We start from the raw sequence: 12983 nt of genomic DNA on the forward strand, positions 1-12983 counted from the left end.
ATTAAGCGCTGTGTTTTTTGATTAGTTCGATAAAGTGGTCAAATAGCGGTGCCGCGTCGTGTGGACCTGGGCTCGCTTCTGGGTGACCTTGGAAGCTAAATGCTGGCTTGTCTGTACGGTGAATACCTTGTAGAGAACCATCAAATAGCGATACGTGAGTAGCACGTAGATTTTCTGGCAACGTTGCTTCATCTGCTGCAAAACCGTGGTTTTGAGAAGTGATCATCACAACATTACGTTCCAAATCTTTTACTGGGTGGTTTGCGCCGTGGTGACCAAACTTCATTTTCACTGTTTGTGCACCCGATGCTAACGCAAGGATTTGGTGGCCTAGACAGATACCAAAGATTGGCAGACCTTTCTCTAGGAAAGTTTTTGTTGCTTCAATCGCGTAAGTACATGGTTCTGGGTCACCAGGGCCGTTTGATAGGAAAACACCATCTGGGTTTAGAGCCAGAACTTCTTCTGCTGACGTTTCAGCAGGAACAACCGTTAGGCGGCAGCCTCGGTCAACCAACATGCGCAAGATGTTGCGTTTTGCGCCGAAGTCGTAGGCAACAACGTGATATGGCAATTCGCTGTCGTCTTTCGCTTCAGGAAGTCCACCTTCAAGCGTCCACGAACCTTGTTTCCATTGATACGCTTCTTTTGTTGTAACCTCTTTCGCAAGATCCATACCTTTCAAGCCAGGGAATTCTTTTGCTTTTGCTAATGCCAAAGCTTCATCTAGGTTGTTACCTGCAACGATACAACCGTTTTGCGCACCTTTCTCACGTAGGATACGAGTTAGCTTACGAGTATCGATGTCTGCAATGCCGACGATATTTTGCGACTTGAGGTAATCAGAAAGGGATTGTTCATTACGGAAGTTAGAAGCGATAAGAGGAAGATCGCGAATCACAAGGCCTTGTGCGTGGATTGAAGAAGATTCTTCGTCTTCGGAATTGGTTCCGGTATTGCCAATGTGAGGATAAGTGAGAGTAACGATTTGTTGAGAATAGGAAGGATCAGTGAGAATTTCTTGGTACCCCGTCATCGAGGTATTAAAAACAACTTCACCAACGGAAATACCATCTGCTCCAATGGAAACACCGCGGAACACTGTCCCATCTTCTAGGACTAACAGTGCTAATTTACCCAAGACAACCTCCAGAATAAAAATGCATAAAAAATAAATTAAGCTGCAAACTTGCCTTCCTTTACCTTGAAAACTTACATAAACAGGTATTTTTGACAAATTGGCGGTATTCTAATGACGGACTTCAAAACTGTCAACACACATTGAAAAATAAATCATCACTTTCTAGCGAGTAAGGGCATTTAAACAGAAAAAGCCTTAAAATTGTAAGTTTTATCGTTATTCATTCCCGACAGTTGGCCTTTTTTGTAAATTTTACAAATTTGAACTTATTGCAGATCACAAAATTTTGTGAGTTTTTTGCGCAAACGTTCATCACACAAAAACAACCCATACTTTTGAGCAACTCAAGCGATTTTCACAACAAGACATCCAAAAACACACCATAACTCAAGATGAAATCGCAGATGATACGACTCAATTTCTTTACATACTTTCCTCTAAATACAAAAAAGCCGGCTTACGCCGGCGAATAATTATGTATTTAAAGCTCGTTCAAGCCGAGCACATCGGTCATGGTATAGAAGCCTGATGGCTTCGAATGCAGCCAAACGGCGGCTTTTACCGCGCCATTAGCAAAGGTCATACGATCTGTTGCCTTATGAGTAATCTCAACACGCTCGCCGATATCAGCAAACATAGCAGTATGCTCGCCGACAATGTCACCGGCACGGATAGTGGCAAAGCCAATTTCATCTTTAGTACGTTCACCGGTAATGCCTTCGCGTGCGTACACAGCAACATCACTCAGTTTGTTACCCATCGCTCCAGCTATCGCTTCCCCCATGCCAATCGCGGTGCCAGATGGCGCATCCACTTTATGGCGGTGATGCGCTTCTACGATTTCAACATCACAGTAGTCACCCATAACTTTCGCTGCTTTCTCAAGAAGCTTGAAAACAAGATTCACGCCAACAGAGTAGTTTGGAGCCATGACAACTGGCACCTGCTTAGCTGCCTCGTCAATCAGTTCACGTTCTTCTTCGCTAAAGCCCGTTGTTCCAATAACAATGCACTTACCATGTTGCTTACATAGCTCTAGATTCGCCAGCGTGCTCACTGGAGCAGTAAAATCGATAACAACATCAAAGTTGTCGACTTCTTTTGCTAAATCATCCGTCAAAAAGACATCAAACTTACCTTCACCACACAGTTCACCCACATCAACGCCAACAAGTGAAGACTCTGGACGCTCTGAACCAGCCGTTACAGCGGCTTCTGAGTTGAAGTGTGAAGCTTTTACTAAGTTGCGACCCATACGGCCAGCCGCTCCTGCGATTGCAATACGAACCATTGCGCTTTCTCTCCTTCTCTGGATAACGAGGTTTGCACTCGTTCTCTTTCGTTTCGCGGTATCTTTTTAAACTAACAATATCCCGTGTTAACCACAAGACAGTTAGATGCAGGTTAGGAAAACTCTTTCACTACACGCTCTAGAATCGGCACATTAGCTTCTGGGAAAGCGTAGTTAGGTAACGCAATAATATCGACCCAACGCCCTTCTTGCCCTTCACGTCCATAAGGCTGATTGTTGAATTGAGAAACGGTCATGAAATCAAACTTTAAAGATTTATCTGGGTAGTCGTATTCCAAATGCTCAAACAAGGCTTGTTCTGTGACTGTGATACCAATCTCTTCTTCAAGTTCACGAATCATCGCTTGCTCGACTGTTTCATTTTGCTCAACTTTGCCACCAGGAAACTCCCAAAATCCACCTTTGTGTTTATCGTCCGGACGTTTAGTGATGAAGATTTGCGACCTGTCTTCATTGAAGATAATCGCCGCAACAATGTGAATTCTTTTCATTAGATTCATTCCTAGATCTATACCCAAGTGACTTCAAGATGCTAGATTCAGAGCGTCGTCACTGATTCAAGTTCAAGGAAAACAACGAAGCGGAATAGCACGCTATTTCCAAGTTGTTTGACGATGAAGTTGCTTCAGTGACACGCTCCCGAAGGGCGAGTTGCCTTGGTTCGCATGCTTCGTTAACAATTTTCGATTTAGAACCACTAGATCTTCAAATTGTTGCCTCGCCTTCAAACCAAGTCATTCTCGCTGAACCAAGCATCTCGAGGTTACTTGGGTATATCAATACAAAAAGAGCCGCCTAAGCGACTCTTTCTTAATATCTTCTGACTGTATTAGTCAATTTTACCGTGGCACTGTTTGTATTTTTTACCGCTGCCACATGGACAAGGCTCATTACGGCCCACTTTACGTTCGTCACGAACCATTGGTTGGCTAGAGCCTTCCTCTGCTTCTTCACCTTCTGTCAGTGGGTTTTGAGCTGCCGCGTGTTGAGCTTGAGCACGGCGAGCCGCTTCCTCAGCTTGAGCACGACGTTGCTCTTCCATGCGTTCTACTTCTTCTTGCTGTTGAACACGCACGCGTGACAATACTGTAATTACGTCTGTTTTCAGCGCTTCTAGTAGACCTTCAAACAATTCAAACGACTCACGCTTGTATTCTTGTTTCGGGTTCTTCTGTGCGTAACCGCGAAGGTGAATACCTTGGCGTAAGTGATCCATCGCCGCTAGGTGTTCTTTCCATAGCGTATCTAGCGTTTGAAGCATGACCGACTTTTCGAAGTTGCGTAGCACTTGTGCACCAACCACTTCTTCTTTTTGCTTGTAAACTTCTACTGCTAGGTTAACGATCTTCTCACGTAATGCTTCTTCGTAAAGCTTGTCATCTTGCTCAAGCCACTCTTTGATAGGAGCATCTAGATCGAAGTCCGCTTTCAAACGCTCTTGCAGGCCTTCAACATCCCACATGTCTTCTAGAGATTGTGGCGGAATGTACTCGTCGATGATCGCTGTGATTACGTCTTCACGGTTTTGTTCGATCATATCGCTAATGTCGTCAACACTCATTAGCTCGTCACGCAATTCGTAAACCACTTTACGTTGATCGTTCGCAACGTCATCGTATTCAAGAAGCTGTTTACGGATATCGAAGTTACGACCTTCTACTTTACGCTGTGCTTTTTCGATTGAACGAGACAGCATCTTCGATTCGATCGCTTCGCCTTCTTCCATACCACTTTGGATAAGGCTCGCCATACGGTCTGAAGTAAAGATACGAAGTAGTGAGTCTTCCATTGATAGGTAGAAACGAGAAGAACCCGCATCACCTTGACGACCAGAACGACCACGTAGCTGGTTATCGATACGACGAGATTCGTGACGTTCCGTACCAATGATGTGCAGACCACCCGCATCTAGTACTTGATCGTGAACCTGCTTCCACTCTGCTTTAATCGCATCAATTTGTTCTTTGGTTGGATCTTGCAGCGTTTCAACTTTTGCCTGCCAGCTACCACCCAATACGATATCGGTACCACGACCAGCCATGTTGGTTGCGATTGTTACCGCACCTGGCGTACCCGCTTCCGCAACAATCTCAGCTTCGCGTTCGTGGAATTTTGCGTTCAATACGTTGTGTTTGATCTTCGCTTTCTTAAGTGCATTAGAAAGAAGTTCTGATTTCTCGATAGAAACCGTACCTACAAGAGATGGTTGACCCTTTTCTACACGCTCTTTGATGTCTTCGATGATTGCAGCAAATTTTTCTGCTTCAGTACGGTAGACCACATCTGGCATATCATTACGGATCATTGGTTTGTTGGTTGGAATAACCACCGTTTCAAGACCGTAAATAGATTGGAATTCGAACGCTTCTGTATCTGCTGTACCTGTCATACCCGACAGTTTTTCGTATAGACGGAAGTAGTTCTGGAAAGTAATAGAAGCCAGCGTTTGGTTTTCGTTTTGAATCTTAACGCCTTCTTTCGCTTCAACCGCTTGGTGAAGACCTTCAGACCAACGACGACCTGGCATTGTACGGCCAGTGTGTTCATCAACGATAACCACTTCACCGTCATCGTTTACAATGTAGTCTACGTTCAGTTCAAACAATACGTGCGCACGAAGTGCCGCATTTACGTGGTGCAATAAACTAATGTTGGTTGGAGAGTAAAGCGTGTCACCCTCTTCCATCAAACCGTTCTTAACCATCAGCTCTTCAACGAACTCTTGGCCCGTTTCGGTTAAGTGAACTTGTTTAGACTTCTCATCCACAGTGTAGTGGCCGTCACCGCGGTACTCTTCAGAATCTTCTTTATCTTGTTTCTGAAGCTGTGGGATAAGCAAGTTGATGCGAGTGTATAGATCCGAGCTGTCTTCTGCTGGACCAGAAATGATCAAAGGAGTACGAGCTTCATCGATTAGGATTGAATCCACCTCATCGACAACAGCGAAGAAGCGTTCACGTTGAACACGGTCTTCATTGCGGAAAGCCATGTTGTCACGAAGGTAGTCAAAACCAAACTCGTTGTTTGTGCCGTAAAGGATATCGGCTTCGTAAGCTTCTTTCTTAGCTTGAGGAGGCATGTTTGGCACGTTGATGCCAACAGTCATACCAAGGAACTCGAATAGTGGACGGTTTGTTTCCGCGTCACGTGTTGCTAGGTAATCGTTCACCGTTACAACATGGACACCTTTACCAGGAAGTGCGTTTAGGTAAGCAGGAAGAGTCGCCGTTAAAGTTTTACCTTCACCAGTACGCATTTCAGCAATTTGGCCACCGTTAAGGACCATACCACCAATAAGCTGCACGTCGAAGTGGCGCATACCGTAAACACGCTTAGATGCTTCACGAACCGTAGCAAATGCTTCTGGAAGTAGCTTATCAAGAGTTTCGCCTTGCTCTAGGCGCTCACGGAACTCAACAGTCTTTGCTTTTAGCTCTTCATCAGACAGTGCTTCGAACGTTGGTTCGTAGTTATTGATCTCTTTTACAATTTTTCTAAGGCGGCGCAGTGTTCGGTCGTTGCGACTGCCAATAACTTTTGTCAGTAGCTTAGCTATCATTTTTCGTGAATCTCTCTTTTATCAGACCGTTCCCGATCTACTCGTAATGCCTTCAGTCTCTGCCAGTTTAGAACTAAGAATACTGAGATAAATCATTTATCAAAGATATTGAGTTCAAACGTCCATATTTCAAGGCTTAATTTTGAATCAATGTGGCTTAGTGTAAGGATTTTTCATCGATACAACCATAAATAGACGTATTTGTTTGAAGCACTCGTAAGTTTTTAACCAAACTGATGACGGATTCGCCAGTATTACACATACATATCGCTGCTCAATCGGCATTATCAAAACAATCCGTCTCGCCATGCTATATCAAATATTTATGGGCGAGCTGAAGATAAAGGCCATAATGTAAACTATACCTAAGCAGAAAGCTGCTCTAGAATACCCATATCTCAACAAAATTAGATTTTACCTATGCGTGATCATCGCCCTACCTCAACAGACGATCTTATTGCCGAATCCCAGTTCAAAAAGATACAAGAACATGCGGGAGACATCCTGCAACTTAATCAGGCGCTGCAAGAGATCCTACCTAAGGGTACGGCAGATCATTGCCGAGTGGCTAACGTCCGTAACGGTCATTTGCTCATTGATGTGGCCAGCGCTTCACTAAAGATGAAGATCGATTACGATCGTTTAATGATCCTAAATAAGCTTCGAACTCAAGGCTATGCAAAGCTGATGAGTGTGGAAGTTCGAATCAACCCATCACTATACCGGAATCGTTTCGAGCACGATGACAGACCAAAGCGTCCGCCTCTTACTGAAGCTGCAGCAAATTCATTAATGATCATCGCAGATATGGCGCCACCAAAGATTCAAGAGCGTTTGAAACGTCTTGCGGAAATGGCAGAAAAGAAGAAAGACAAGTGATAGGTAGAGCGAAGAAAGAACAGTGACCTCACTGTTCAAAGCTCAGATAGTAAAAAACCAGGCGGCGGCCTGGTTTTTTTAATCTATTTTGCGTCAGCGTTGATTACGCAAGCACCATGTTTGGTTCTGCAAATGCAACTGGTGAACCGACTTCTTCTTCGAATGTTGTCCATTCCCATGCTTCTTGATCAGCAAGAACAGCACGCAGAAGTTGGTTATTCAGACCGTGACCTGATTTATAAGCGCGGAATTCACCAATAATTGCATGACCACACATGTAAAGGTCACCAATGGCATCCAACACTTTGTGAGTCACAAACTCGTTTTCAAAACGAAGACCTTCTTCATTAAGAATACGGTAGTCATCCAAAACAATCGCATTATCAAAGCTACCACCTAGAACAAGGTTCTGAGATTGTAGATATTCGATATCACGCATAAAACCAAACGTACGTGCACGAGAGATCTCGCGAACGAAACCTTGAGATGAGAAATCAAACAGAAGACGTTGCTCGTCTGATTCGATCGCAGGGTGGTTGAATTCAATTTCGAAGTCCATACGGAAGCCGTTAAATGGAACAAACTCTGCCCACTTATCGCCATCTTCAAAACGAACTGGTTTCTTAATACGGATAAAACGCTTAGGTGCATTTTGCGTTTCGATACCTGCTTGTTGTAGCAAGTATACGAATGGGCTAGCGCTACCATCCATGATTGGAATTTCAGGTGCGTCAACTTCAACAATAATGTTGTCGATGCCCATACCAGCAAGTGCCGCGTTCAAGTGTTCAACAGTTGAAATACGCACGCCTTCGTCGTTCACTAGTGCTGTACATAGCATAGTGTCACGAACAGACGCAGGATCAGCTGGAAAATCTACAGGTGGGTTTACATCTGTACGACGGTAAATGATACCTGTATTAGCAGCAGCTGGGCGCAGAGTAAGCGTGACTTTACGACCAGAGTGGAGACCCACACCAGTTGTTTTCACTATTTCTTTCAGAGTACGTTGTCTGATCATCTGCTTGCCTCTCTAAAATGTGCTACAAAACACGGCCGTCTGTAACGTCGACCGTGAATGCTACCATAATTTTGAGCTATGTCAAATTTACGGGTTAAAGATTAATCAGCCTGACGACGCAAAAATGCCGGAATATCTAAGTAACCACTTTCTTTCTCTTGCTTCGGTGCCGCCGAACTTTGGCTTGCAGAAGAAGCTGGAGAAGAAACGGTATTTGTCGGCTGAGGAGTTACCTGTGGCTTCTCTTGCACTGGTGAAGTTTGCAAAGTTTGTGCCGGTTTCTCTTCAGCTTGCGGTGCCGCAGTTTGCTGCTGTGGTTGAGCTTGAGGAGCTGCCTGAGTCGGAGCCACTTTCGCTTTGCCACCCGCAACTAGCGTGATATCTGGTTTCTTCTCATTACCAATACCTGTTGCAACAACAGTTACGCGGATTTCGTCCGTCATATCAGGGTCTAGAGATGTACCGATAACCACTGTTGCATTGTCAGAAGCAAATGCTTTCACTGTGTTACCTACGGTCTCAAACTCGTCAAGACGCATGTCCAAACCAGCCGTAATGTTAACAAGAACACCACGAGCACCCGCTAGATCGATATCTTCTAGAAGTGGGCTAGAAATTGCCATCTCTGCCGCTTCTTCAGCACGGTCTTCGCCTTTCGCGATGCCGCTACCCATCATTGCGTGACCCATTTCCGACATCACAGTACGTACGTCTGCAAAGTCGACGTTGATCATGCCAGGACGAGTGATTAGCTCTGCGATACCTTGAACAGCGTTTTTAAGAACGTCGTTCGCACTCGCAAATGCTTCAAGTAGCGTAACACCACGACCAAGTACTTTAAGTAGCTTTTCGTTTGGAATCGTAATCAAAGAATCAACATGCTTAGAAAGCTCATCGATACCTTGCTCTGCAAATGCCAAACGCTTTTTGCCTTCAAAGCTGAACGGTTTTGTTACTACCGCAACAGTCAGAATGCCAAGCTCTTTAGCGACTTCTGCGATAACAGGAGCTGCACCAGTACCTGTACCACCACCCATACCTGCTGCGATAAACACCATATCGGCACCAGTTAGGGAATCTTTAAGTCTATCTCTGTCTTCGAGAGCTGCCTCACGGCCAACCTGTGGATTCGCACCTGCCCCCAGACCTTTAGTGATATCACCACCGATCTGAATAACATTGCCAACGCTTGTCTTACGAAGTGCTTGCGCATCAGTGTTGACGCTGATGAATTCCACACCTTCGATGGATTCACGCACCATGTGTTCAACAGCGTTACCACCGCCGCCACCAACTCCAACGACCTTGATTACTGCATCGTCAGACATTTCCATCATCGGTTCAAACATGTGTTGTCTCCGTTTATCCTGCAACTCAGGTTAAAACTCTTTTTGTATCCAATTACGCAATTTACCGAAGAAGCCAGTAACAGATGAGCGCTTAGGTTCATTATAATCGCTATCGTCGCTAGACTGCATGTCTCTCGCGTAATGAAGTAATCCAACTGCCGTAGAATGGTACGGCTCTTTTACATAGTCAGTTAATCCGCTGACTTCGAGCGGTTTGCCGACCCTTACTTGGTTGCGGAATACGCGTTCCGCACATTCTACCACTCCTTCGATTTGCGCAGCACCGCCGGTGAGAACTACACCCGCAGCAAGATGGTGTTTAATGCCTTCTTCGCGCAATTTCGCTTGTACAGAGTCGATAGTTTGGTTAACTAATCCCATCAGCTCAGAGTAGCGTGGTTCAATGACTTCTGACAAAGTCTGACGTTGCAGACTACGTGAAGGTCGACCACCTACGCTTGGGACGTTAACCGTGTCATCCTTACTGACCAGTTCACTCAAGGCGCAGCCATATTTGACTTTGATTTCTTCAGCATCGCTCACTGGCGTACCAAAAGCAAAAGCAATATCGCTAGTTACCGCATTTCCTGCGTAAGAAAATACTTCTGTGTGACGCAACGCACCACCGGTCCAGATAGAAACATCCATCGTGCCGGCACCGATATCCACCACACAAACCCCAAGCTCTCTTTCGTCCTCGGTAATTACTGCATTACTCGCAGCAAGCCCAGAAAACACAAGTTGCTCTACTTTAAGACCACAACGTTCTACGGCCTTAATAATATTGCGTGCCATATCATTATGGCATGAGATCAAATGGACGCTTACTTCCATTCTCACTCCAGATAAACCAAGTGGGTTTTTGATGCCCTCTTGGTAGTCGATGGTGAACTCTTGTGGAATCACATGAAGGATTCGTTGTTCATCACCGATTTTAATCGATTTGGCTGTATGGATAGCACGATCCATATCTTCTTGAGACACTTCTTCATCAGAAATTGTGCCCATGCCTTTTTCAATTCGGCTTGCGATATGTTTACCAGACAACGAAATGAATACTCGGCTGATTTGGCATTCCGCCATTAGCTCAGCTTGATCAATTGCGCGTTGTACTGATTTTACAACCGACTCCAAATCATTCACGCCGCCTTTATCCATGCCACGTGAGGGGCTGCTACCAGCACCAATAATATTTATTTGGCCATCAGGTAGAATCTCGCCCACTAGAGCTGATACGGTTGCAGTGCCTATATCCAGACCAACAATAATGTTGTCATCAGCGGCCTTAGTCATCTGTACTCTCTTGTTCTAACTCATGTTCAGGAAACCAACCAACCGCGGCTCCCGTATCGTATCGAAGATCGATATAACTGATTCTTTGAGTGTCACTGCCAAGCTTGTTATAAAGCGAGAAAAAGCGCTCTATTCGCTCATCCAGAGACTCTTTACCAAGCTCTAGTCGAATACCGTTATCAAGGATGATTTGCCAAGCTCGTCGCTCATTTAAAACCAGAGACGATATAGCCAAACCCAATTGTTGGAACTTAGGTCGGAGTTCGCGGTAGGTTTGCAAGACTTCCGGCCCAGTTGCATTGGGTCCATATAACTTAACTTTCTCTTCCTTTAGCAGGCCGACATCGCCTTCAAATACCAAACCGTTATTATCTAACAGCTCGATGCCATTCCAGATGGCGACAGGGCGATGTTCTGTCAAAAATACTTTTACCGTGTCTGGCCATTGCTTACGGATCGCGGCATGCGCGACCCAAGGTAAGGCTTCAACACTTTGCTGCAACACATCGATGTCTTGCGACATAAACGTGCCGATATGATCAATCTTGCTAAACGCTGCTTGAACATCGTCTGCGGTGACGTACTCCAGTTTTCCTTGAAGCACGATTTTGGAGAGAGGTAACCTTTGGTCATCCCACATCCAACTGATCGCTGAGTACAAAACAGAACTGATTAAGGTCACGACGACAACGAAAAATAGCACACCCAAGATTTTCTCTTGGCGACCACGGTTAGTCTCCGTGTTAAGTCGCTCTTCATTCAGTGCAATATTCAACAACGTCTTTGTTTCCTGACTTTTGTCTTGTACTTTTCACCGTGTGAGTACACATCGGCAAAAGTATTGACTTTAACCTTGGGATTATACTGAGCTCTTGTAAACTATCAAACACTGATAGCGATAAATCACAACGATCTTGACGCAAAATCGAGATCTATGTCTTTCTCTGTGCTTTGCGTCAATTTTCGTGATTACCCGAGCATATTATTTATGTTCAACTCAAGCGTTGCCAATTGCTTAGCGACTTTACCAACATCACCGGCACCTTGAGTTAAGATCAGGTCGCCATCTTGTATAACGTTAGCTAAAACTGACGGTAATTGCTCTATTTCAGGCACAAAAATTGGATCTACCTTCCCACGACTACGAATCGTTCGGCATAAAGCACGACCATCAGCGCCAGCGATAGGTTTTTCACCCGCCGCATAGACATCGAGCATGATCAGTACATCAACTTGCTCCAGCACGTTAGCAAAATCATCGTAAAGGTCACGAGTTCGACTGTAACGATGTGGCTGGAAGATCATAACAAGACGCTTGTCTTGCCAACCGGCGCGCGCTGCATTGATCGTCACATCCACTTCTGTTGGGTGGTGACCGTAGTCATCAACAAGCATTGCATGGCCGTTTCCAGTATCAAACTCGCCTAAATGATCAAAACGACGACCTGTACCTTGGGTTCCCGCCATTGCTTTTAAGATAGCTTCATCAGTGATGTCGTCTTCTGTCGCTACGGCAATCGCGGCTGACGCATTGAGTGCATTGTGGCGACCTGGGATATTTAGTGTGATATCCAGATTCGCACGCCCTTCACGAACCACGGTGAACTTGCCTTGCTGGCCTTCTTGGTGGTAGTTCTCGATACGTACATCGGCATCTTCAGAAAAACCGTAAGTGATCACTTGGCGGCTAATACGTGGAATCAGCTCGCGAATCACAGGATCATCTATACACACGATCGCTTGACCGTAAAACGGTAAATTATGAAGGAAGTCGATGAAGGTTTGCTTCAAAGTTTCAAAATCGCCGCCGTACGTATCCATATGGTCTGCTTCGATGTTCGTGACGATGCTCACCATAGGTTGTAGATGCAGAAATGACGCATCACTCTCGTCCGCTTCTGCAATCAAAATTCGGCTAGAACCTAGACGCGCGTTAGTGCCAGCACTCTTAACTAGACCACCGTTAACAAACGTTGGATCTAAACCTGCTTCAGAATAGATTTGTGTCACTAACGCAGTCGTCGTCGTTTTACCGTGCGTGCCAGCAACGGCAATACCATGACGGAATCGCATTAGCTCAGCAAGCATCTCTGCACGGCGTACAATTGGAATACGTAATTCGCGAGCCGCGATGACTTCTGGGTTTTCTTCGTTGATTGCTGTTGAAACCACAACCACACTGGCTTTTTCCACATTGCTGGCTTGGTGACCGATAAACACGGTTGCACCTTTTGATACTAAACGCTCCGTCACTGGGTTCTCTGATAAATCAGAACCCGTGATTTGGTAGCCTTCGTTCAACAGCACTTCTGCAATGCCGCTCATGCCCGCACCACCAATACCGATGAAGTGGATGGATTTCACGCGGCGCATCTCTGGCACCATTGCGCGAATCTGAGCTAAGTCTTGTGTATGTTGGATTGTCATCA

The 12983-nt window shown here is 45.3% G+C and carries 10 protein-coding genes; 1 reads left to right on the forward strand and 9 read right to left on the reverse strand.

Translation table 11 applies throughout. From position 1 onward, the window contains the following. Window position 1 precedes the first annotated feature (1 nt). From carA to secA, 4 genes are all read right to left on the reverse strand, one after another. Complete coding sequence (carA, locus tag C1S73_RS08335) at window positions 2–1141, reverse strand: glutamine-hydrolyzing carbamoyl-phosphate synthase small subunit (protein WP_038866284.1); 1140 nt, start codon at window positions 1139–1141, stop codon at window positions 2–4. Between the two features lie 481 nt (window positions 1142–1622). After that, window positions 1623–2432, reverse strand: a complete 810-nt coding sequence (gene dapB / locus C1S73_RS08340) for a 4-hydroxy-tetrahydrodipicolinate reductase (protein WP_038866282.1) — start codon at window positions 2430–2432, stop codon at window positions 1623–1625. A 113-nt stretch (window positions 2433–2545) separates the two neighbouring features. Next, entirely contained in the window at window positions 2546–2944 is a 399-nt protein-coding gene (gene mutT / locus C1S73_RS08345; RefSeq protein WP_038866280.1) for an 8-oxo-dGTP diphosphatase MutT, read from the reverse strand. A 338-nt stretch (window positions 2945–3282) separates the two neighbouring features. Continuing rightward, window positions 3283–6012 carry a preprotein translocase subunit SecA gene (secA, locus tag C1S73_RS08350; RefSeq protein ID WP_038866278.1) on the reverse strand — a complete coding sequence of 910 codons (2730 nt, stop codon included), beginning with the start codon at window positions 6010–6012 and terminating at the stop codon, window positions 3283–3285. Window positions 6013–6432: 420 nt separating this feature from the next. On the opposite strand from secA, the gene C1S73_RS08355 reads away from it, so the two are divergent. Continuing rightward, a complete protein-coding gene (locus C1S73_RS08355) occupies window positions 6433–6891 on the forward strand; it encodes a DUF721 domain-containing protein (RefSeq protein WP_038866275.1) in 459 nt (152 codons plus the stop codon). A gap of 103 nt (window positions 6892–6994) precedes the next feature. Here C1S73_RS08355 and lpxC read toward each other — a convergent pair whose 3' ends face one another. From lpxC to murC, 5 genes are all read right to left on the reverse strand, one after another. Beyond that, complete coding sequence (gene lpxC / locus C1S73_RS08360) at window positions 6995–7912, reverse strand: UDP-3-O-acyl-N-acetylglucosamine deacetylase (protein ID WP_038866272.1); 918 nt, start codon at window positions 7910–7912, stop codon at window positions 6995–6997. 101 nt (window positions 7913–8013) lie between these two features. After that, the gene (gene ftsZ / locus C1S73_RS08365; RefSeq protein WP_038866270.1) at window positions 8014–9261 is read right to left on the reverse strand and encodes a cell division protein FtsZ; all 1248 of its coding nucleotides are present in this window, start codon (window positions 9259–9261) and stop codon (window positions 8014–8016) included. Window positions 9262–9291: 30 nt separating this feature from the next. Next, complete coding sequence (gene ftsA / locus C1S73_RS08370) at window positions 9292–10554, reverse strand: cell division protein FtsA (protein ID WP_038866269.1); 1263 nt, start codon at window positions 10552–10554, stop codon at window positions 9292–9294. Next, window positions 10547–11332 (reverse strand): cell division protein FtsQ/DivIB, encoded by a 786-nt coding sequence (locus C1S73_RS08375; RefSeq protein ID WP_038866267.1) that lies wholly within the window; start codon window positions 11330–11332, stop codon window positions 10547–10549. Before C1S73_RS08375 ends, ftsA begins: the two co-directional genes overlap by 8 nt. Window positions 11333–11523: 191 nt before the next feature. Further along, on the reverse strand, window positions 11524–12981 hold the full coding sequence (gene murC / locus C1S73_RS08380) for a UDP-N-acetylmuramate--L-alanine ligase (RefSeq protein WP_038866265.1): 1458 nt from the start codon (window positions 12979–12981) through the stop codon (window positions 11524–11526). Between the last annotated feature and the right edge of the window lie 2 nt (window positions 12982–12983).

Origin of the sequence: Vibrio jasicida 090810c (assembly GCF_002887615.1) — a bacterium.
GTDB classification, from domain to species: Bacteria; Pseudomonadota; Gammaproteobacteria; order Enterobacterales; family Vibrionaceae; genus Vibrio; species Vibrio jasicida.

Excerpts from the sequence above, each read along its gene's own strand:
- dapB (WP_038866282.1), bottom strand. The coding sequence starts at position 2,432 with ATGGTTCGTATTGCAATCGCAGGAGCGGCTGGCCGTATGGGTCGCAAC.
- mutT (WP_038866280.1), bottom strand. The coding sequence starts at position 2,944 with ATGAAAAGAATTCACATTGTTGCGGCGATTATCTTCAATGAAGACAGG.
- secA (WP_038866278.1), bottom strand. The coding sequence starts at position 6,012 with ATGATAGCTAAGCTACTGACAAAAGTTATTGGCAGTCGCAACGACCGA.
- C1S73_RS08355 (WP_038866275.1), top strand. The coding sequence starts at position 6,433 with ATGCGTGATCATCGCCCTACCTCAACAGACGATCTTATTGCCGAATCC.
- lpxC (WP_038866272.1), bottom strand. The coding sequence starts at position 7,912 with ATGATCAGACAACGTACTCTGAAAGAAATAGTGAAAACAACTGGTGTG.
- ftsZ (WP_038866270.1), bottom strand. The coding sequence starts at position 9,261 with ATGTTTGAACCGATGATGGAAATGTCTGACGATGCAGTAATCAAGGTC.
- ftsA (WP_038866269.1), bottom strand. The coding sequence starts at position 10,554 with ATGACTAAGGCCGCTGATGACAACATTATTGTTGGTCTGGATATAGGC.
- murC (WP_038866265.1), bottom strand. The coding sequence starts at position 12,981 with ATGACAATCCAACATACACAAGACTTAGCTCAGATTCGCGCAATGGTG.